Source organism: Gracilibacillus sp. Marseille-QA3620, assembly GCF_054950035.1.
In genome coordinates this window covers 4013500-4035003 of the sequence record NZ_CM143102.1, presented here as the reverse complement: position 1 = coordinate 4035003, position 21504 = coordinate 4013500, and the positions used below count along the sequence as shown (strand labels likewise).

Below are 21504 nucleotides of genomic sequence, written 5' to 3'. Positions count from 1 at the left end.
AGGAGGGCGCATATATGAGAACGATTAAAGTTTCTGTAGTTACTCCTGGCGGTCCTGTTTTGGAAGATGAAGTGGAAATGGTCAGCACAAAAGCAAAAACTGGGGAACTAGGTATTCTTGCCGGACATATTCCAATGGTCGCGCCGCTTGATATTGGCGCTGTCCGTTTGAAAAACGGCAACCATACCGAATGGGTTGCTGTATCCGGAGGCTTCGTCGAAGTTAACGGACAGGAAGTTACCATTCTAGCCCAGTCAGCTGAACGTGCAGAGAACATTGACATTGCTCGCGCCAAACAGGCCAAAGCGCGCGCAGAAAAACGTCTTGCAGACAGACAAGCTGCAATCGACGCACACCGCGCCGAAATGGCACTCAAGCGTGCTTTAAACCGTCTAGATATTGCTGAACAACAAAGACATTGATCTCTGATAAGATACCCGCAGGATGAGCGATTGCTTATTCTGCGGGTTTTTGCTTTAGATGGGGAGAATTTTGGAATGGAGTGCGTGTGTCCATGTTGCTCAGATCGGGCGATTGCCCCAAGCAAACGGATGATTGTTCGCCTACAGGTGATGATTACCATATAGGATGTTCGCCCATAGGGGATGATTGCCATCCAAACAGATAGATTTTCGACCATACCTCAAAATATCCGCCCATACCCTGTAGACTTCGCCCATAAATGGTATGATTTCGCCCTTAACCGGAGAGTTTTCGCCCATAAACAATGAAATCATGGTTATTTTTCTTAGAAATCTAGACCCTTCCATGCTCAAAAGGTCAAAAAAGACTAGCTGAAGGTTTTTTTTTGAAGGAAATTCCTGCATTTTTCATCTAAATTTTTCAAAAATAGCTTAAATTACGGCGTTTTTGAACGAGGAAGATTCTAATGAAGATTGCTATTGCCAAACCCCCGTTTTCGACAATAATCCAGCCTGCCGAGGCAGAAGTTCGAGCCTTCCTCAATAGTACTCATAACTTCCGCTGCCTGTAATATACATACTAGTATTGGGGAGATAGGCTGTTTTCCCCGGCCAAAGGGTCGTCCGACATATCGACAGCCTTGCGGGGCAATGTTATAATGTATACGCTTACATTTATTGCATAATAAGAGAATTCTTGCCTGAAAAAATACGAGTATTCGGAGGGGTGAAGATGGCATCGTTACATTGGTATCAGAACAATTACATAATCGTTCTGATTTTTTTGTGCCTTGGTATCCTGCTTCCGGTCGTCGCGCTCACCATGGGGAAAATTCTCAGACCAAATAAGCCGACGGAGGCTAAGCGCACCACCTATGAAAGCGGTCTTGAGCCATTTCATGATTCACGGGTTCAATTCAATGTCCGCTATTACATATTTGCGCTTTTGTTTGTGTTATTTGATGTAGAAACGGTTTTCCTCTATCCATGGGCAGTAGCCTATGAGAAATTAGGCGTCTTTGCACTGATTGAGATGCTGATATTTGTTTTCATGCTTATCCTTGGACTGGCGTATGCCTGGAGAAAGAAGGTGCTCAAATGGAATTAAATATGAATCAGCTATCTGCTCAGGAAAAGGCCGAGCTAGAGCGCAATATCTTCTTTGCCACCTTAGAGCAGGTAAAGGGGTGGGCAAGAGGGAATTCGCTGTGGCCTTTAACATTTGGACTTGCCTGCTGTGCAATTGAAATGATGGCTGTCGGATCCTCTCATTATGATGTTGACCGTTTCGGGTCCTTTTTCCGGACATCTCCGCGCCAATCTGATGTGATGATTGTCTCTGGCACCGTCACGAAAAAAATGGCGCCCATCCTGCGCCGCCTTTACGATCAAATGCCTGAACCGAAATGGGTCATTGCCATGGGATCCTGCGCAACAGCTGGCGGTCCATACGTGAAATCATACAGTGTCGTCAAAGGGGTCGATCAAATTGTCCCGGTGGATGTGTACATACCAGGCTGCCCGCCAAATCCAGCAGCCTTAATCTATGGAATCAATAAATTAAAAGAGAAGATTGCTTATGAGGCAAAGACCGGGAAGAAGGTGATGTAGGTGGGCCGGCGGGATATAGAGGTACTGAAAAGAATGGCAGAAGAGAATGCGAAGCGGCGGGCAAAAAAGAGCTCCGCTGAAGAGCCGAAAGTAGAGCCAAAAGAAGAGACAAAAGTTGAAAAGACCAATCCAACAGAGGCAGCCATTGAGCCTATTACTGACCCAGAAGACCTCATAAAGAAAAAAGCTGCGGCTGCCGCGAAAGCAAAGGCCGCAGCCCTCGCCAAGCAAAAGAGAATGGCAGAGGGAGAGAATGAAGAAGCGGATGATCTAGCGAAGAAAAAAGCCGCAGCAGCCGCAAAAGCAAAAGCGGCCGCCCTCGCCAAGCAAAAGAGAATGGCAGAGGGAGAGAATGAAGAAGCGGATGACCTCGTGAAGAAAAAAGCCGCAGCAGCCGCAAAAGCAAAGGCCGCAGCCCTCGCCAAGCAAAAGAGAATGGCAGAGGGAGAGAATGAAGAAGCGGATGACCTCATAAAGAAAAAAGCCGCAGCTGCCGCAAAAGCAAAAGCGGCCGCCCTCGCCAAGCAAAAAAGAATGGCAGAGGGAGAGAATGAAGAAGCGAATGACCTCGTGAAGAAAAAAGCCGCGGCTGCCGCGAAAGCAAAAGCAGCAGCCATCGCCAAACAAAAGAGAATGGCAGAGGGAGAGAATGAAGAAGCGGATGACCTAGCGAAGAAAAAAGCCGCAGCAGCCGCGAAAGCAAAGGCCGCTGCCCTCGCCAAGCAAAAGAGAATGGCAGAGGGAGAAGAAGCAGGAACAGATGACCTCGCAAAGAAAAAAGCCGCAGCAGCCGCGAAAGCAAAAGCGGCCGCCCTTGCCAAGCAGAAGAGAATGGCAGAGGGAGGAGAAGCAGGAGCGGAAGATTTAGCAAAGAGAAAAGCGGCAGCAGCCGCAAAAGCGAAAGCGGCGGCTCTCGCCAAACAAAACCGAGATACAGACCCAGATAAAGAAAAGGCGAAAGCCATTGCTGCGGCAAAAGCGAAAGCAGCGGCAGCAGCCAAGCTAAAGGGAGCAGCAGGAAAGGAGCCAAAAGAGAGTTCCGAAGAAGCGGCTCCTTCACCCAATCAATCGCTCCTTAACTCTTATACAGCAATCATTAAGGAGGAGCTTGGAGCGGATAGTTTGGTAGATGCCTATATTAATAGACTTTCAAAGGATGTTCCTACCTTGGTTGTGAATAGGGAGGCCTATCTGGAAGTGGTAACATGCTTGCGCAATCATCCAAAGCTTCAATTTAATTACTTATCAGAAATTCACGGAACGGACTTTTTGAAGCATTTTGAAGTATATTTATATTTACAATCGTTGTCATTTAAGCGGGATGTTGTCGTAAAGGTGAAGATAGACCGGGAGCAGCCGGAGATTGAGTCGGTGACACCGCTATGGCCGGGGGCGAACTGGGCCGAGTCAGAAGCGTATGATTTACTTGGTATCCATTTTACCGGGCATCCGGATTTGAAACGCATCCTATTGGGGGAGGAGTGGGAAGGCTACCCGCTTCGCAAGGATTATGTCCAATATGATGATGTGGAGGTGTAGCGGATGATTCGTACAGAGGAAATGCTGTTGAATGTTGGCCCTCAGCACCCGAGTACTCATGGGGTTCTGCGCATCGTCGTCAAGATTGACGGGGAAATCATCACGGAGGCGACACCTGTTATCGGCTATTTACATAGGGGGACGGAGAAGCTTGCGGAGGATTTGCAATATACGCAAATCATTCCATACACGGACCGGATGGATTATTTATCTGCGATGACGAATAATTATGTGCTTTGCCATGCCGTTGAGACGATGATGAATATCGAGGTGCCGGAGCGGGCGGAGTACCTGCGCATCATAGCGATGGAGCTTGGCCGAATTGCGAGCCATCTTGTAGCATGGGGTACATTCGTTCTTGACCTAGGAGCAACGAGCCCGTTCATCTATGCATTCAGGGAGAGGGAGATGATTCTTAATTTTCTCAATGAACTGTCAGGGGCACGCCTCACCTTCAACTATATGCGTATTGGCGGCGTGAAGTGGGATGCACCGGACGGATGGCTTGAGAAGGTGGCAAATTTCATCCCGTATATGCGTGAGCAGCTTGCCGGTTATCGTGATCTGGTCAGCGGCAATGAAATCTTCCAGACTCGGGTAAAAGGGATTGGGATTTATTCGGCGGATGAGGCAATTGCGTATTCACTCAGCGGTCCGAATTTAAGATGCACAGGCATTGATCAAGATCTCCGAAAGACGGCGCCCTATTCCATTTATGACCGTTTTAATTTTAGCAGTGTTACACGTGAAACAGGAGATGTGCTCTCCCGCTATGAAATCCGCTTGGATGAAATGGAAGAATCCCTGAAGATCCTAGAGCAGGCCATTGAGCAATTTCCGGAGAGTGGACCGGTCCTTGCGAAGGTGCCAAAAATTGTGAAGCCGCCAAAGGGAGAGGGGTTTGTCCGCATTGAATCCCCGCGTGGTGAGATTGGCTGCTATATAGCGAGTGAGGGGAAGAAGGAGCCGTATCGTCTGAAATTTAGGCGTCCTTCCTTCTATAACCTTCAAATTCTGCCGAAATTATTAAAGGGAGAAAATATTGCGAATCTCGTTGCGATTCTAGGAGCTATTGATATCGTGCTTGGGGAGGTTGATGGGTGATGGTGCAGGATTTACTGACCTCGGCGCCCAGCCTTGGAACGTTTGCGTTCTTTTTCATTGCTGCGGTTGTGCTCATGTTTGTCATCTTAGGCTTTGTTACTTTTGCGATATTGGCAGAGCGGAAGGTGATGGGCTATATGCAGCTCCGTCACGGACCGAATCAGCTTGGCGGGAATTTCGGCTTGCTGCAGACGGTAGCAGATGTATTGAAGCTCTTGATTAAGGAGGACACGGTGCCAGCGATGGCTGATAAGCCGCTCTTTAAGCTTGCACCGATGATAGCTTTTGCACCAGCCATGATGGTCGTTGCTGTTCTGCCGTTTACAGATAAGCTCCAGTTCGCCGACCTTGGCGTGGGTCTCCTCTATTATATTGCGGTCTCGAGCTTATCGACGGTCGGCATCCTGGCGGCCGGGTGGGCCTCCAATAATAAGTACTCGCTCCTTGGGGGGATGCGGGCCGGTGCCCAGATGATTTCCTATGAGGTGCCGCTTGTGATGTCGGTGATTGGCGTCGTCCTCTTGAGTGGAAGTCTCAATTTAAATGACATTGTCGCCGGGCAGGAGGGCCTGTGGAATATCGTCAAGCAGCCGCTCGCCTTCATCATCTTCTTCATAGCAGCAGTCGCAGAATTGAACCGGGTGCCGTTTGACCTGTCCGAGGCGGAATCAGAGCTTGTTGCCGGATTCCATGTGGAGTACTCAGGATTCCGATGGGCATTCTTCATGCTGTCAGAGTATGTGTATATGTTTGCGATGGCGGCGCTGACTGTCGTACTATTCCTCGGCGGCTGGCATCCGCTGCCGTTTCTTGATGTGATTCCAGGAGCAATTTGGTTTGCGTTGAAATGGTTTGCCGTAACCTTCTTCCTCATCTGGGTACGAGTCACCCTGCCGCGTCTGAGAGCGGACCATTTAATGGAGTTCGGCTGGAAGGTGCTTTTGCCGCTGGCGCTTGTGAATATTTTTGTGACGGCCCTATTGTTGAAAATCATGTAAGGGAGGATATCCTATGCTCGGTCTAGTCAAAGGTTTGAAATATACGCTGAAGAATCTAACCAAGGATAAAGTCACCTATGATTACCCAAATGAACCGATGATGCTTCCGGACCGGTTCCGCGGCATCCAGAAATTCTATCCGGAGAAATGCATCGTCTGCAATCAATGTGTGAACATCTGCCCGACAGATTGCATTCACCTCACCGGGAAGAAGCACCCTGATCCCACTAAGAAGGGTAAGAAGATTATCGACACCTACGATATCAATTTTGAGATTTGTATTTTATGTGATTTATGTACAGAGGTCTGCCCAACGGAGGCTATCGTGATGACGAATAATTTTGAGCTTGCCGAGTATAGCCGGGATGAATTATTTAAGAATCTCCAGTGGCTTGATGAGAATGATGAAAATATTCGAAAGGTGAATCAGCAATGAGCGGGGAAGTCATCGCATTTATGATTTTAGGATTTACGGCCGTCGCTGGCGCGGTCATGATGATCAACTTGACGAAGGTCATGCATATGATGCTGGCGCTTGTTTTGACCTTCGTCAGCGTGGCCGGTATCTTCCTGCTCTTATCAGCGGAATTTACGGCGGTCGTCCAGATTATGATTTACTCAGGTGCCATCACGATCATCATGCTCTTTGGCATCATGCTGACGAATCACCAGGATGAGAGCCCATCAAAGGTCCGGCCATTGGGCAAGGCATTGATTCTGCTTGGAATCCTCGGCTTTGCTGCTGTGGTGTATGCCGGCATTTATGATTTGGACTTTGGCAATCAGTCCGAACGGCTTCATGCGGATAATACCGAGAAGATTGGGATCTCCATCTTCAGTGAGTATGTGATTCCGTTTGAGCTCTTGTCTGTGCTGCTTCTTGTTGGGCTTGTCGGTGCGATTGTTCTTGCGAAAAAGGATGAAAAGGAGGATGGGGATTCATGAGCACGGTACCGCTTCCGGCCTATTTAACATTGGCCTTGATTTTATTTTGCATCGGACTGTACGGCGCATTGACGAAAAGGAACATGATCATGGTCCTCGTCTCCATTGAATTGATGCTGAACGCCGTCAATATCAACCTTATTGCCTTCAGCAAGCTGGGGCCTGCCCCGGCCATTGACGGTCAGGTCTTCGCCTTATTTGTCATAGCCGTCGCAGCGATTGAGGCGGCTGTCGGGCTCGCAATTTTGATTGCTTTATACCGAAATCGCAAAACCGTCAATGTGGATGAGATGAATAAGCTGAACCATTCTAGTTAGAAGGGGAAATGTATACATGATGGAGTTTGTGTGGGTCATCCCGCTAGTTCCCCTGCTGTCATTTGTGATTCTCTTGCTCTTCGGCCAGAGGTTGAAGCAGACGAGCGCCTATATTGGAACCGGCCTATTGGCCCTGACCTTTATCGGGGCGGCCTTTATTCTCGTCGAGCGTATCGATTCACCAACCTACCGAGCCTCATTTGAGTGGCTGAAGGCAGGGGATATTCGCCTGACAGCAGGTGTTGAGGTCAATCAATTGAATGCATTGACGCTTGTGATCGTGTCACTGGTCAGTGTACTTGTACATATGTATTCCATCGGCTATATGAAGGGGGATGGACGAATAGCTACCTTCTATGCCTATTTGGGATTGTTTACGTTTGCAATGCTTGGGCTGGTTCTGTCGCCGAATCTCCTCCAGCTGTATGTGTTTTGGGAGTTGGTCGGCTTAGGTTCCTTCCTCTTGATTGGATTCTACTTTTATAAGGAGTCCGCCCGTGATGCTGCGAAGAAGGCATTCATCATGACACGGATCGGGGATGTTGGCTTATTGATCGGAATGATGCTCTTATTCTGGCAGACTGGCACCTTCGAGATCGCGGATATCTTTGCAAAAGTGGAATCGGGAGCGGTATCAGATGGAATGATTACGTTGACAGCCATCCTCATCTTCATCGGGGCGATGGGGAAATCAGGGCAATTCCCGCTTCACACCTGGCTTCCGGATGCGATGGAGGGGCCGACACCGGTTTCCGCCCTTATCCATGCGGCGACCATGGTTGCCGCAGGTGTGTATCTCGTTGCGACAATGTTCCCGCTCTTCCTTGCCAGCGAGGCTGCCTTGCTGACAGTTGCGATTATTGGCGCATTCACAGCAATCTTTGCGGCACTGATTGCAATCGGCCAAAATGATATTAAACGAATTCTTGCGTATTCAACGGTCAGTCAATTAGGCTACATGATGCTTGCGCTCGGCTCTGCCGGATATGTTGCCGGGGTATTCCATTTAACGACGCATGCCTTCTTCAAGGCGCTGTTATTCCTAGCGGCAGGAAGTGTCATTCATGCGGTAAAGACGCAGAACATCCTTGAGATGGGCGGCTTATTTTCAAAGCTGCGCCTGACAGGTATGCTCTTTCTCATCGGGACATTGGCATTGACCGGATTTCCGCTTCTTTCAGGCTTCTTCAGTAAAGATGAGATCTTGATTTCTGCCTGGAATGCCGGCCATCCGGTACTGTTTGCCTTAGCTCTCATCACAGCAGTCTTGACGGCCTTTTATATGTTCAGGCTCTTCTTCTTGGTGTTCACTGGCCCGGCTAAAATGAAGGGGCAAGTAAAGGAGTCTCCAAGAAATATGATTATACCGATGATGGTGCTTGGTGTGCTCGCTATTTTCTCTGGCTACCTCAATACCCCTTGGTTTGGAGAATATCTAAGGGAGTGGCTAATGGAAGGGAATGTATATATGGAGGCGAGTCATACAGAGGCTCCTGGCTGGATTGCGCTGGCAGCGGTTCTTGCTTTTCTGGCAGGAAGCGGCGGAGCGTATTGGCTGTTTGGCAGAAAAGGGAGTGAAGACCTGGAGATGCCAGGTATGCTCGTGAATAAATTTTATGTGGATGAGATGTACGCTAAGACAGCCGTTCCGCTTGTGCAGGGAATTGGTTATGTGCTTTCTTGGTTTGACCGGTATATTGTGCAAGGGATTGGCTCGCTCATCAGCGGAGTGATTGACCGGCTGGGGGCTAGGGGAGCAGATGCCGGGAATGGGCAGATGCAGCTATACGGGGCAGTCGCCTTTATCGGCCTTGCCGTTATCCTCGTCGTCTTTGCACTGACAGGGGGGTATGTACGATGATGTTGACCTTGCTTGTTTTCGCACCGCTTCTGTTCATGCTGATCCTCTGGCTCATGCCAAGTGATAACAAACGATTACTTAAGCTGGTCGGTGTGCTCGGGACAGTCATCCCGCTAGTTCTTTCATTAATTATCGCTGTATCCGGACTTAAATGGAGCAGCTATGCCGTTTATGCGAACTGGTTCCAGCTCGGCAATACGGGCAATGAATTCAGCCAGATGTATGCTGTTCCGTTTGAGCTTGGGATTGATGGATTTTCCTTTGTGATGATTCTTTTAACAGCTGTACTCAGTACGCTTGCGGCAATAGCGTCCACCTGGCAGATAGAGAAGGGATGGAAAGGATATTTCAGTCTGTTCCTGCTGCTTGAGACAGGGATGCTCGGTGTGTTTGCGGCTGAGAACTTGATTTTATTTTTCCTCTTCTTTGAGGTGACACTTGTGGCAACCTTCTTCTTAGTTGGGAAATGGGGAGGATTTGACCGCGAGAAGGCTGCGTATCGTTTTTTGATCTATAACGGTCTCGGTTCAGCGATCTTGCTATTCGTGATTGCCGTCTTGTTCGCAAAGACAGGCACGTCCAATATCGAGATTCTAAAACAAATTCTTTCTCTCGGCGGACAAACATTATTGTCCCCAATCAGCTCAGAATTGAAGTATGGATTGCTTATTGCTTTGATTGTGGCCTTCGGCATTAAACTGCCAATCTTCCCGCTTCATTCCTGGGTATTGAAGGTCCATGTTGAGGCGCCTCCCGCTGTGGTCATGCTCCATGCCGGTATTCTCTTGAAGATTGGCGCCTATGGTCTGATTCAATTTGCTGTCGGACTGTTCCCGGAGGAGTTCAGCAAGATTTCCTTTTGGATCATCCTGCTTGGTGTGGTTAATCTTTTATACGGGGCATTCCTTGCTCTTATCCAGACAAACTTCAAGCTTTTGCTCGCCTATTCGTCTGTCTCCCATATGGGGATTGTGCTAATGGGGCTTGGCGCGATGAATGATGCGGGCATGCAGGGAGCAATCTTCCAAGTTGTGTCCCATGGACTGATTGCCAGTTTGTTCTTCCTCTTGGTGGGAGTCTTGCAGGATCGCTATGAAACGACCGATATGAGGAGGCTCGGCGGACTTTGGAACGGGATGCCGGTGTTCTCCGGCTTCTTGCTCACCGCCGGGATGGCATCGCTCGGCTTGCCTGGATTATCAGGGTTTGTAAGTGAATTTCTCGCCTTCCTCGGGGTGTTTGAGAAGGAAGCTGTTCTTGGTGCGATAGGAGCACTGGGACTTATTCTGACAGCTGTTTATGTACTCCGTTCTGTGCTGAAAATGACATTCGGCAGCGGGGATGAACAGGCCCATGACCTTCGCTTGGTCGAATGGGTCCCGGCAGCTGTCTTAGTTGGCATTATTGTGCTCATCGGTGTTTATCCATCCATCCTTGAGCGCGCAATTTCAGGAATAGGGGGGTGAGGCGGAATGGATATGGATACCCTGCTTTCATTTAACTGGAGCTTAATGATGCCGGAGTTTATCATCCTTGCCGCGGCGGTTCTGCTCTCCATCCTGGACCTTGTTATGCCGAAGGAGGTTGGGAGAAGAATCCTTGGCTGGTTCGCATTCGTGAGTGTGCTGCTTGCCTTAGTGATGGTTGTCAGCCTGACTTCAGCAGAGCCAGGTTCAATCTTGTATGATACTTTTGTGCTCGATACATTCGCGAAAGCCTTTAAGATGGTCCTCTTAATTGGGGCCGCCATCGTGCTGCTTTTAGCAATCGATCATAAGCCAGCAGGAGGGATGGGGCCGTATCAGGGAGAGTTCTTCTATTTATTCCTAACCGCCCTTCTAGGCGGAATGGTCATGACATCTAGTGCTGACTTAATTACACTCTTTGTCGGTCTTGAACTGCTCTCTGTCTCCTCCTACATCCTTGCGGGTATGAGAAAATCATCAGTCAAGTCAACAGAGGCTGCGATGAAATATGTCGTTAATGGCGGCATCTCGACAGCTATCATTCTATTCGCGATGAGCTACTTGTACGGACTCGGCGGAACGACGAATCTCTATGAGCTCAGTAACCAATTCGCGATTGAGACGAACGCGCAATATCAATATATAGCTGGACTATCCTTCTTCATCCTGCTGGTCGGTCTGTCGTTCAAGCTGGCCACCGTACCGTTTCATATGTGGGCACCGGATGTGTACGAGGGTTCGCCTACTCCTGTTACCGCCTTTTTGAGCATCGTCTCAAAGGCAGCCGGGTTCGCCCTCCTTATGCGGGTTGTTGTGACTGTCTTTATGACGGCAACGATGGATTCCATCGGATTTCTCTCCATCTTCACCGCCAATCACCAGTATGTAGCGGTACTAGCGGGAATGACGATGCTGGTCGGAAACATCATCGCCCTCCGCCAAAGAAGCTTGAAGAGAATGCTCGCCTACTCCAGCATCGGTCATGCCGGATATTTGCTAGCTGCAGTGGCTGCCTTTGGCCAATATACGATTGAAGCGCTCTGGTTCTATTTGATCGCCTATGTGTTCATGGTGGCAGGCGCCTTAGCCATCATCCAATTCATGATCAAGGACGGGGAAGAGGATGATGTGTATGTCTTGGCCGGCTTATATAAGCGGGCACCTGTCTTGGCTGTATCAATGAGCATCTTCCTTCTATCGCTCGCTGGGATACCGGCAACAGCTGGTTTCATCGGGAAGCTGAATATCTTCGTCAGCTTCTTTGCAAAGGAGGATGGTCATTACATCTTGGCAGCAATCATGCTCATTGCCACTGTCATCTCTTATGTGTTCTACTTCAACGTCATGGTCCATATGTTTGCCCGCCCAGGTGAGGAGCGGCGAGAGCGCGCGGTTTCCCTCCCGATGGGGCTCGCCATTGGATTATGCGTAGGCGGAACGCTCCTCCTCGGACTGTTCCCGAATGTCCTGCTTGATTTTTATCAAGGAAACTTCGCGGACATGGTGAATTTATTGAGATAAGGAAGGCTCGTCCGGCTTTGGCTGGGCGGGCTTTTTTTGTGCTGTCATGGGGTGGAGGGTGTCTGCAGGGGATACGGGTTTCGCTCATACACTACATTTACCCCCCTATAAGGGTTTAGCCGCGCCCATACCCTGATATTTTCGCTCTTAAATAAAGGATTCATCAATATTTCCTTCAGAAACGAAGACCGATCCCGGCTGGAAGATAAGATTTTAGAGGATATTGTCTTCAAAAGGAACTATAAATGACGCCATTTTGATATTGAGAGCCTTTTCGAGAGAAAAATCTACGCAGGACACCTAAATAACACAGACTGTTTACGAGAAGATTCATTCGAGATGATGTCTATAACTTTTCTCCCTCCCCAAATGGGCTGACATTTTTCCAGTGTATGGTTCCAGATGCGAAAATTAGTTTAGAAACTTACCATTTTGTAAGTGTGTTAGGGGGAGGAATGGTTTACAATAGTATGGATGTTTATTAGGCGTATCGATCTAGTTTTCTGAAGGATTGATTGATATTACCAAACATTATTACTTATATTTATAGGGATTAAGGACTTTTTTGCAGAAATTAGTCGATTAATTGCAGAAAAAGAGGAAGACAGGAAATAAATATGTTACACTGTTATCGTATATCTCTGGGTATAGAAGGGAAATGATCATGAGTAGTTTTGGATTTCAAGCTTTAATCAGTATCATCAGTCATTTATTTTTTATAGGGGTGACATGGTGGGCGCTGCAAGCGATCCATTTCGATAAGCTGCTTCGGGCTGGCCGGGTTGTACAGGCAAGAGTGCTGTATATTTTGCTGACAATCGCGATTGGGTCGACAGTGAGCGGATTTTTCCTGACGTATTTGGGATATTCACGGCAATTACCGCTTTTGTTTGAGTAATGTCAGATGATGACGAACGGACTTATGTATTTACATACCTCTCTTTGGGGCAAACTAGCTCTATGGGGAGAGTGAGGTACATGCTTAAAAAGGTCGTATTACCTGTAATTGTTGGTTTGATGCTTTTATATGTAGGGAATAAAACGACAGAAGCTTTGGCAACGAGTGATTTAGAAAAAATCGTTGATCGAGTTTTTGAGATAAATCCAGACGCTGATGTTTTGGGCTGGAGTATCTTAGCGCGCTCAAGTACAAAGGGAAGTCTGTCAGTTGTGACATCCGAGGTTAAAGAACGGTTTACTGACTATGTGTGGACAGAGGAGAATACTTCTGATTACCAGGCATGGACAGGCAGTCGTGTCGATGAGGAATTGGGTGTACGTTCTACTATTAAGGTAATGTCTGATGAACGTAATGAAATTGCGATTTTGTACTCTATTCAGGGTGAGAAATGGTCAGACGGACATGCAGCTTATATCCGTAAGCAAATGAAAACCGGGAAGAAAGGTTTATTTAAAAATGAACCTGATTATTTCGCTTGTCTAAAGGTGAGAACCGGTGATACTATGGATAAGGTTGTTTATAAAAACTGGATGAAATTATTTGATGCAACGTCAGTGGAAAGTGCTGTAGAGAGCGATTTCATATCAATTTCTGCTAACAGCAAACAATTTGAAAATACGCTGCCAAATGGGGTTAACCTTCAGCTTGCATTCCGCGAAACACAGGAGGAGGAAGGAACAACCGTTACCATTGGCACACCGATAATAGCATTTGAATACTAATATAGAGATATTGAACGCGGAGGGGAATAAATTTGGAAAAGATCATTGTCCGCGGCGGAAACAGGTTGGAAGGTACAGTTCGAGTAGAGGGTGCTAAAAACGCCGTTTTACCTGTATTAGCTGCAACATTATTAGCAAGTGAAGGAAAAAGCGTTCTTAAAGACGTTCCGGAACTATCCGATGTATATACGATTAACGAAGTAATCCGTAACTTAAATACAGAAGTAACTTTCAGTAACAATACGGTAACCGTTGATGCTTCTAAGCCGTTATTTGATGAGGCGCCATTTGAATATGTTCGCAAAATGCGTGCTTCTGTCCTCGTGATGGGTTCCCTTTTAGCGCGTAACGGGAAAGCTCGCGTAGCACTTCCTGGCGGCTGTGCGATTGGGTCCCGCCCGATTGACCAGCACTTAAAAGGATTCGAGGCAATGGGTGCAAAAGTCAGAGTCGGCAATGGTTTCATTGAAGCAGAGGTTGATGGTCGTCTTAAAGGTGCGAAGATTTATTTGGACTTCCCAAGTGTGGGTGCAACAGAAAACATTATGATGGCAGCTGCTCTAGCCGATGGTCTAACGATTCTTGAGAACTGCGCAAAAGAGCCTGAAATTGTTGATTTGGCGAACTACTTGAACAAAATGGGCGCTAAAGTGAAAGGTGCTGGCACAGCAACGATTCGCATTGAAGGTGTAGACAAACTTTACGGCACAGAACACCACATTATCCCAGACCGTATCGAAGCAGGAACATTCATGGTTGCTGCGGCAATTACAGGAGGAAATGTCCTAGTACAAGGAGCCGTTTTAGAACATTTATCATCCCTTGTTGCCAAAATGGAAGAGATGGGTATTATCGTTCAGGAAGAGAAAGATGGTCTTCGTGTAATTGGTCCAGATATCATGAAAGCTGTGGATATCAAGACAATGCCACACCCAGGTTTCCCAACAGATATGCAATCACAGATGATGGCCCTATTGCTTCGTGCAAAAGGCACAAGCATGATCACAGAAACGGTCTTCGAAAACCGTTTTATGCATGTGGAGGAATTCCGCCGCATGAACGCTGACATCAAGATTGATGGGCGCTCTGTTATCATTTCCGGTGATGCGAACCTGCAAGGAGCAGAAGTTTCTGCAACGGATTTACGTGCAGCTGCAGCCTTGATCCTATCTGGATTAGTGGCTGATGGCGTTACCCGCGTAACTGAGCTTAAGCATCTTGACCGCGGATACGTAAACTTCCACGGAAAATTGGCATCCCTAGGTGCAGACATCGAACGCATTAATGAAACAAAGGAACAAACCGAAATTATCGCTGAAAATGCTTAATTTTATTCATAGCAATGTATCGAAAGCCAGGCTCATGGTCTGGCTTTTTTGTATTGCGTACTCCATTCTATGAAAAGGATATCCTAAATAGACATATCAACAGCTTATGCACAATTATCCACAGACTAACTCACAAACTTTCAACAAGTTATGCACATGATAGGCATAGTTATGCACAGGATTATCCACATATTCAATGGTAAAAATGACACTTCAGAAAAATAAACATGATTACACTAAGTTCGAGAGTGAAATTTTTGTAGGAATTCGTCTAAAAATATTTTTCCACGATTTATCCACAAAGTTATACACAGCATGTTGATAATGGGGATAATTGTTTGAAAATAATGAAAGTTTGATAGAATGTTAGGAAGGAGGTGAATCAGAATGAAAAATCTAGACAACAGTCTGCTCATCAAAATCATCCTGTTGCTGGTTATTGCCATCATCATCTTCAAATTAGTGAATGTCCTATTAAACCTCATTCTTGCCGCAGCTTTCGTCTTCATACTCATAGCTTCTATTCGAGAATACCAAAAACGAAAGGGCTAACCTGTACATATTTCCCGCTGTCAGTTCATACATATGAAGAGTATTGGATAACTGAATAGAGGGGAGAAAGCCATATATGAAGCATTGGAAGCCAGTCCTTGTCACACTAAGCGTCATTGCCGTTGTTGTTATTCTTATACCAGCTCTCCTGGTGGCACCTTTCTCAGATAAGAAGGAAACCGCCGCACAACCAGCATCAACACCGAAGGAAAAGCCAAAGGAGGATGATCCCATGGCAAGTATTAATGTATTCCGTAATAAAACCAATACGGTCGAAACCGTCAATCTAGAGGATTACGTCGTCGGGGTCGTCGCTGCTGAAATGCCGGCAAGCTTCGAGATGGAGGCGCTGAAAGCACAGGCATTGACGGCCAGGACGTTTGTGACAAAGACCTTAACGGCTCAAAAGAAAAAGGATCTCCCATCAAATGCTGACATCACCGATACGGTCAATGACCAAGTATACTTAAGTGATGAGGAGCTGCGGGCACAGTGGGGCAATCAATATGAGGAAAAGCGAAAAAGGATTGAAGAGGCTGTCCAAGCGACGAGAGGGCAGATTCTAACGTATAAGGATGAATTAATCACACCATCCTTCTTCTCCACGAGCAACGGCTACACGGAAAATTCAGAGGACTATTGGCAGAATCCGCTCCCATACCTACGCAGTGTCGAAAGTCCATGGGATAAAGATTCACCCAAATATCTTCAAGAAACAAAGATGACCTTGAATGAATTTGAGCGCATGCTCGGCATCCAGGTCGGCAGCAAGACCGACATCGGCCAGATTATCTCCCGCACCGAAGGAAAGCGCATCGCCCAAATCAAAATCGGCGGCAAGACACTCACCGGCAAAGAGGTTCGTGAAAAGCTCAACCTCAAATCGAGCGACTTCACCTGGTACCGAAAAGGAAATGATATCGTCATCACAACAAAGGGCTACGGCCATGGCGTCGGTATGAGCCAATACGGAGCGAACGGTATGGCAAAGGAAGGAAAGACCTACAAGGACATCCTCGCGCACTACTATAAGGATATCAGCATCAAGGAGGCAACTGCTTACCTGCCCACCTATACCACTGCGAAGAAATAAAGGACTGCTGCGGCAGTCTTTTTTGCATACTTTTAATAGAAAATGCATAAACTAAAAAATTTTTCCTGTCTCATGTATATATTTTCTGAAAAGTGTTCAGAATGATGCCAGAGGTGATGAAAATGAGAGAGGAAGAAAAGAAGCGATCTTCTCAATCGTCAAAATGGAAAGGTATCACAAAGAAACGTTGGTTCTTACCAGCAATCTATATCACAAGTGCAGCCGTCCTTTTGACAGGAGTTTTAGTGTATCAAGCAAGTGATGATGAATTCACAAAAGAGCCATCTGAAACAAGACAGAACATAACAAGCGAAGGAACAGAGCCATCCATTGAAGTAAATAATTCACTTGAAACATTTACAATCCCAATGGCGGAAGCTGATTCAGCTGTCATCAAGAAGGAATTCTATGATGTCAACGGTGATACAAAACAGCAAGAGGCATCACTCGTTTTCTATAATAATACGTATCAGCCAAATACAGGCATTGACTACGCCATGAAAGATGGCAAAGAATTCGAAGTCATCGCATCCATGAGCGGTAAGGTAACATCTGTTCAAGAAGACGCATTGCTTGGAAACAGCATCGTCATTGAACACGAAAAAGGCATGGAAACTCATTACTCTTCCGTAACTGATATTGAAGTCAAGGAAGGCGAAACAGTCAAACAAGGCGAAGCAATCGCGAAAAGTTCCACAAGCGGAATCAATGCTGAAGCCGGCAACCATGTCCACTTTGAAATCAGGAAAGACCAAACAGCCGTCAATCCATTAGACTATCTCGACAAACCGTTAAGTTCATTAAAAGCTGACCAATCAAAAGCAGAAGAAAAAGCAGCTGATCAAAAAGATGAAAAAACTACAACTGAAGATAGCGACAGTACAGAAACTGGAGAAGAAACCGGTAACTAATGGTCATCACACCCTTGGGCGATAATTCGCCCAGGGGTGTTTTTATTCGACGGATATCCATCTATTTCTCGGGAAATATCCTCATTTTAATTTCCAAAAGTAGGCGAATGCCAGCGATATTTGTAATGGCCAGGCATATGATTTAATAGGCAGACCAGTGAAAAAGAAGGTGTTATCTTGTCCTTATTGTGGATTTTGTGCATAAACATGGAACCAAGCTAATAAACTGTTACAAACCTGAATTAGCGAGAGAGGGCTCTAGAGGTGGGAATCGTCATATTCTATCAGCGATCTAAGAAAAGTTAACACTCTTTCTATATAAGCATTCATTTTTATTTATAAGCCGCGAGTCTCTATCTTGTACTCCTCTTATTACAAATAGGGAGGGCGAGTGAATTGCACGATTACATCAAAGAAAGAACTATCAAGATTGGGAAGTATATCGTGGAAACGAGAAAAACTGTTCGCGTGATTGCGAAGGAGTTTGGTGTATCCAAAAGTACTGTCCATAAGGATTTGACGGAGCGTCTGCCGGATATTAATGCGGAGTTGGCCAATGAGGTGAAGGAGATTCTTGATTACCATAAGTCGATCAGGCATCTTCGAGGGGGAGAGGCGACGAAGCAGAAGTATCGGAAGGCAGAGGAGGAGCCGGTTCAATGAGACTGGCTGTGCAGATGATGTGTTGAAGGGCCGGTTTGTCGGCCTTTTTATTATGGGGAGATTTATATTCGAACTCATTCCCACCGGATTGGGCTGCGCTTTCCGTGGGAAGCTGCTTTAGCCTCCTCGCCTGTGTCAGAGGTGTCTCGAGCCTGCTTCCTTCTCCCACAGGAGTCTTCGCCCAATCCTGCGTGAATGGGTGGGTGGAGAGAGAATATGTGGATTTTAAAAATACAAGGGGGGCATTCACGCTTCACTGCCATCTGCTCGAATAGATGTGGATGAGTGTTCAAACGCATTCCCGCCGGATTGGGCTGCGCTTTCCGTGGGGGAAGCTGCTTTAGCCTCCTCGCCTGCGTCAGAGGTGTCTCGAGCCTGCTTCCTTCTCCCACAGGAGTCTTCGCTCAATCCTGCGTGAATGGGTGGGTGGAGAGAGAATGTGCGGCTTTTAAAATACAAGGGGAGCATTCACGCTTCACCGCCATCTACTCGTTTAGATGTGGATAGAGGGTCCTAACGCATTCCCGCCAGATTGGGCTGCGCTTTCCGTGGGGGAAGCGCTGAGCCTGTTCGCCTGCGGCAGAACGGTCTCAGACCTGCTTCCTTCTCCCACAGGAGTCTTCGCCCAATCCTGCGGGAATGGATGGGTGGAGAGAGAATGTGCGGCTTTTAAAATACATGGACTAACATTCATCAGCCTTCTCCATCGAGTCATTTTTATGATGTGATGAGTCGTTCTAACGCATTCCCGCAGGATTGGACTTCGCTTTCCGCGGGGGAAGCGCTGAGCCTGTTCGCCTGCGGCAGAACGGTCTCATGCCTGCTTCCTTCTCCCACAGGAGTCTTCGCCCAATCCAGCGGGAATGGGTGGGGGCAGAGAGAATGTACAGCCTCTAAAAGACAAGGGTAGCATTCATCAGCTTTTCTATCTAGTTGTTAGTCCAAGTGGATAAGGTGTTATTAAGCATTCAATATAAACATGGCCGTATGTTGAATAGCGAGCTGAACATAATAACAGAATCCATTCAAATTGAGTTATACACATGTGGACAGTTTTCGCTTGTATGGAGTATTTCAAAATCAAAGATTAAAAGGTACATTACATTCCATCCCAATCCTTCTCCTTATTTGAACAAGCAATGCAAGAACCGCACTCAATCCTAAACCCAACCAATGATTGCAGCGGAAAGCGCCGTCTACAGCGAAAAATCACTTAGAAAGCTCCCCAAAAGTGTCACTTCAAACAAACTCACACTTATCAATAAACCAACCATAAATAATCCTTTTGTGTAAAAACAACTTAAATTAAGCAAAAATAGAACGTTTGCACTATTTACCATAAAAATTATTTTAAAACAACTCTTGAATTTCATTTTTTACCCTAAATAGTCCAAAATTTTAAGCGAAAAGTTCCTTTTTTTCAACAAAATATGATAAAATTCTTAATTAGTACAGAAGTAGGAAACTGATTGTTTCTTGAGGAGGATTATTCGTTTATGTTTTCGAGAGATATTGGGATCGATTTGGGCACGGCGAATGTGCTCATCCACGTAAAGGGTAAGGGCATCGTTTTAAATGAGCCCTCTGTTGTTGCGCTTGATAAGAACACAAATCGAGTGCTGGCTGTTGGAGAAGAAGCGCGTCGCATGGTTGGACGGACACCGGGAAACATCATCGCGATTCGCCCATTGAAGGATGGCGTCATTGCAGACTTTGATGTGACGGAATCCATGCTGAAGTATTTCATTAACAAGCTGGATGTGAAAGGTGTATTAACAAAGCCGCGCATCCTCATTTGCTGCCCGACAAACATCACAAGTGTTGAGCAGAAGGCCATTCGTGAAGCGGCTGAGAAGAGCGGCGGCAAGAAGGTTTATTTAGAAGAAGAGCCGAAGATTGCGGCAATCGGTGCTGGAATGGATATCTTCCAGCCAAGTGGTAACATGGTTATTGACATCGGCGGTGGAACAACGGATATCGCCGTTCTTTCCATGGGTGACATCGTAACATCTGCATCCATCAAAATGGCCGGCGATAAATTCGATGCCGAGATTTTAAATTACATCAAGCGTAAATACAAGCTATTAATCGGTGAACGGACAGCAGAGGATATTAAAGTCAAAGTAGCAACGGTATTCAAGGGATCACGCAACGAGACAATCGAGGTGCGTGGACGTGATATGGTAACTGGACTTCCTAGAACCATCACGGTTGGTTCAGAGGAAATTGAAGAAGCCTTACGTGAATCCATTTATGTTATTGTTCATGCAGCTAAGACGGTTCTTGAACAAACTCCTCCAGAATTATCAGCAGATATCATTGACCGCGGAATCATCCTGACTGGCGGCGGCGCTTTGCTTCACGGCATTGAGCAGCTGATGGCAGATGAATTGAGAGTTCCTGTCATCATCGCAGAAAGTCCAATGGATTGCGTGGCCATCGGTACAGGCATCATGCTTGAGAACATCGACAGAATAGCACGACGTAAACTAGTTTAATCAATCACTCCTTAGAGGACCCGGCAGGACGTATGGCCGGGTCTTATTTTTATGCCGGTAATTAGGTCGAAAGTCTGTGTACGATTGCCTGCGGATTCCCGATATAAAAAGATATAGAGTAAATTGCCTTTTGGAAGAGGTGTCGAGATGTTTAAGGGTTTTTACACAGCGGCTTCAGGGATGATTGCCCAGCAGCGCCGCACCGAGTTGCTGACGAATAACTTGGCGAATGCGGAGACGGTCGGCTATAAAGAGGACGAGGCGAGTGTGCGCTCGTTTCCGGCAATGCTTTTGCACAGCTATGAGAGTGAAAAGGTTCCGGTCAAGAATTCCTTCGATGTGAGGAAGTCGAGCTATGTTGGGGCGATTAATACGGGTGTATATGTTCAGGAGTCCATTCCTTCCTTTTCTCAAGGCGGGGTGAAGGAGACGAAGAACAGCACGGATTTGGCCCTGATTGACGGGCGTCTGCCAATTGATCCAGAGACAGGTGCAGCTGGGACAGTCCTGTTCATGGTGGAGTCGGCAAATGGTCCTCTTTATACGAGAAACGGGAACTTTACGCTCGATGGCAGCGGCTTTTTAACGACCGCGAGCGGCCAATACATATTGGATGAGAATGGCGGGAGGATTCAGCTTGCGTCTGAGAACTTTACGGTATCAAAGGATGGTTATATGACCGAGAATGGTCAGCAGATGGCCCGTATCGGTGCAGCCTTCAGCGCGAACCCGCAAGGAGAGCTCATTAAGGAGGGGGACGGGCTGTATCGCTTAAACGGCGGTGAGCTTGCTTCTGCCTATGAAACGGATAATGTGAGTTTCACGATGCGCCAGGGTGCGATTGAGCAATCGAATGTGGATTCATCGAAGACGATGACGGAGCTGATGACGGCTTACCGGACGTTTGAGGCGAATCAAAAGATTATTCAGGCATATGATAAGAGCATGGATAAAGCGGTCAATGAAATTGGACGGATATAGGGGGAGCGAGC

General features: G+C 46.9%; 22 protein-coding genes. 21 read left to right on the top strand and 1 reads right to left on the bottom strand.

Annotated features, from left to right (window positions below; all coding sequences use genetic code 11):
• Positions 1-14 precede the first annotated feature (14 nt).
• From ACY8DX_RS20200 to spoIIID, 19 genes are all read left to right on the top strand, one after another.
• The gene (locus ACY8DX_RS20200; RefSeq protein WP_049669320.1) at positions 15-422 is read left to right on the top strand and encodes a F0F1 ATP synthase subunit epsilon; all 408 of its coding nucleotides are present in this window, start codon (positions 15-17) and stop codon (positions 420-422) included.
• Between the two features lie 733 nt (positions 423-1155).
• The gene (locus ACY8DX_RS20195; protein WP_049669321.1) at positions 1156-1530 is read left to right on the top strand and encodes an NADH-quinone oxidoreductase subunit A; all 375 of its coding nucleotides are present in this window, start codon (positions 1156-1158) and stop codon (positions 1528-1530) included.
• Positions 1521-2033 (top strand): NuoB/complex I 20 kDa subunit family protein, encoded by a 513-nt coding sequence (locus ACY8DX_RS20190; protein WP_462405955.1) that lies wholly within the window; start codon positions 1521-1523, stop codon positions 2031-2033. Before ACY8DX_RS20195 ends, ACY8DX_RS20190 begins: the two co-directional genes overlap by 10 nt.
• A 33-nt stretch (positions 2034-2066) precedes the next feature.
• Positions 2067-3572: an NADH-quinone oxidoreductase subunit C gene (locus tag ACY8DX_RS20185; RefSeq protein ID WP_462405954.1), complete on the top strand. Its 1506-nt coding sequence runs from the start codon at positions 2067-2069 to the stop codon at positions 3570-3572.
• Positions 3573-3575: 3 nt separating this feature from the next.
• Positions 3576-4676 carry an NADH-quinone oxidoreductase subunit D gene (locus ACY8DX_RS20180; protein WP_462405953.1) on the top strand — a complete coding sequence of 367 codons (1101 nt, stop codon included), beginning with the start codon at positions 3576-3578 and terminating at the stop codon, positions 4674-4676.
• A complete protein-coding gene (gene nuoH / locus ACY8DX_RS20175) occupies positions 4676-5674 on the top strand; it encodes an NADH-quinone oxidoreductase subunit NuoH (RefSeq protein ID WP_462406995.1) in 999 nt (332 codons plus the stop codon). Before ACY8DX_RS20180 ends, nuoH begins: the two co-directional genes overlap by 1 nt.
• Positions 5675-5687: 13 nt before the next feature.
• Positions 5688-6110: an NADH-quinone oxidoreductase subunit NuoI gene (gene nuoI, locus ACY8DX_RS20170; RefSeq protein WP_049669325.1), complete on the top strand. Its 423-nt coding sequence runs from the start codon at positions 5688-5690 to the stop codon at positions 6108-6110.
• Positions 6107-6619: an NADH-quinone oxidoreductase subunit J gene (locus ACY8DX_RS20165; protein ID WP_462405952.1), complete on the top strand. Its 513-nt coding sequence runs from the start codon at positions 6107-6109 to the stop codon at positions 6617-6619. The genes nuoI and ACY8DX_RS20165 overlap by 4 nt, the downstream gene beginning before the upstream one ends.
• Positions 6616-6936 (top strand): NADH-quinone oxidoreductase subunit NuoK, encoded by a 321-nt coding sequence (nuoK, locus tag ACY8DX_RS20160; protein ID WP_049669327.1) that lies wholly within the window; start codon positions 6616-6618, stop codon positions 6934-6936. The genes ACY8DX_RS20165 and nuoK overlap by 4 nt, the downstream gene beginning before the upstream one ends.
• 16 nt (positions 6937-6952) lie before the next feature.
• A complete protein-coding gene (nuoL, locus tag ACY8DX_RS20155; RefSeq protein WP_462405951.1) occupies positions 6953-8797 on the top strand; it encodes an NADH-quinone oxidoreductase subunit L in 1845 nt (614 codons plus the stop codon).
• Positions 8794-10263 carry a complex I subunit 4 family protein gene (locus ACY8DX_RS20150; RefSeq protein ID WP_462405950.1) on the top strand — a complete coding sequence of 490 codons (1470 nt, stop codon included), beginning with the start codon at positions 8794-8796 and terminating at the stop codon, positions 10261-10263. The genes nuoL and ACY8DX_RS20150 overlap by 4 nt, the downstream gene beginning before the upstream one ends.
• Positions 10264-10269: 6 nt before the next feature.
• The gene (nuoN, locus tag ACY8DX_RS20145) at positions 10270-11784 is read left to right on the top strand and encodes an NADH-quinone oxidoreductase subunit NuoN (protein ID WP_462405949.1); all 1515 of its coding nucleotides are present in this window, start codon (positions 10270-10272) and stop codon (positions 11782-11784) included.
• A gap of 664 nt (positions 11785-12448) precedes the next feature.
• Positions 12449-12682, top strand: a complete 234-nt coding sequence (locus ACY8DX_RS20140) for a DUF1146 family protein (RefSeq protein ID WP_197089885.1) — start codon at positions 12449-12451, stop codon at positions 12680-12682.
• Between the two features lie 80 nt (positions 12683-12762).
• Positions 12763-13467, top strand: coding sequence for a YwmB family TATA-box binding protein (locus ACY8DX_RS20135; protein ID WP_439803228.1), 705 nt, complete (start codon positions 12763-12765; stop codon positions 13465-13467).
• 32 nt (positions 13468-13499) lie between these two features.
• On the top strand, positions 13500-14795 hold the full coding sequence (murA, locus tag ACY8DX_RS20130) for a UDP-N-acetylglucosamine 1-carboxyvinyltransferase (RefSeq protein WP_049669332.1): 1296 nt from the start codon (positions 13500-13502) through the stop codon (positions 14793-14795).
• Between the two features lie 387 nt (positions 14796-15182).
• Positions 15183-15347 carry a hypothetical protein gene (locus tag ACY8DX_RS20125; protein ID WP_156185520.1) on the top strand — a complete coding sequence of 55 codons (165 nt, stop codon included), beginning with the start codon at positions 15183-15185 and terminating at the stop codon, positions 15345-15347.
• Between the two features lie 76 nt (positions 15348-15423).
• Entirely contained in the window at positions 15424-16440 is a 1017-nt protein-coding gene (gene spoIID / locus ACY8DX_RS20120; protein ID WP_462405948.1) for a stage II sporulation protein D, read from the top strand.
• 122 nt (positions 16441-16562) lie between these two features.
• Positions 16563-17351 carry a stage II sporulation protein SpoIIQ gene (locus ACY8DX_RS20115; protein WP_049672709.1) on the top strand — a complete coding sequence of 263 codons (789 nt, stop codon included), beginning with the start codon at positions 16563-16565 and terminating at the stop codon, positions 17349-17351.
• Between the two features lie 396 nt (positions 17352-17747).
• Complete coding sequence (spoIIID, locus tag ACY8DX_RS20110) at positions 17748-18014, top strand: sporulation transcriptional regulator SpoIIID (RefSeq protein WP_049669334.1); 267 nt, start codon at positions 17748-17750, stop codon at positions 18012-18014.
• A gap of 493 nt (positions 18015-18507) precedes the next feature.
• On the opposite strand, the gene ACY8DX_RS20105 is transcribed toward spoIIID, so the two are convergent.
• Positions 18508-18729, bottom strand: coding sequence for a hypothetical protein (locus ACY8DX_RS20105; RefSeq protein ID WP_462405947.1), 222 nt, complete (start codon positions 18727-18729; stop codon positions 18508-18510).
• 781 nt (positions 18730-19510) lie between these two features.
• On the opposite strand from ACY8DX_RS20105, the gene mreB reads away from it, so the two are divergent.
• Both mreB and ACY8DX_RS20095 read left to right on the top strand, forming a co-directional pair.
• Complete coding sequence (mreB, locus tag ACY8DX_RS20100; protein ID WP_049669336.1) at positions 19511-20512, top strand: rod shape-determining protein; 1002 nt, start codon at positions 19511-19513, stop codon at positions 20510-20512.
• A 147-nt stretch (positions 20513-20659) separates the two neighbouring features.
• On the top strand, positions 20660-21493 hold the full coding sequence (locus ACY8DX_RS20095; protein ID WP_049669337.1) for a flagellar hook-basal body protein: 834 nt from the start codon (positions 20660-20662) through the stop codon (positions 21491-21493).
• Positions 21494-21504: the final 11 nt, after the last annotated feature.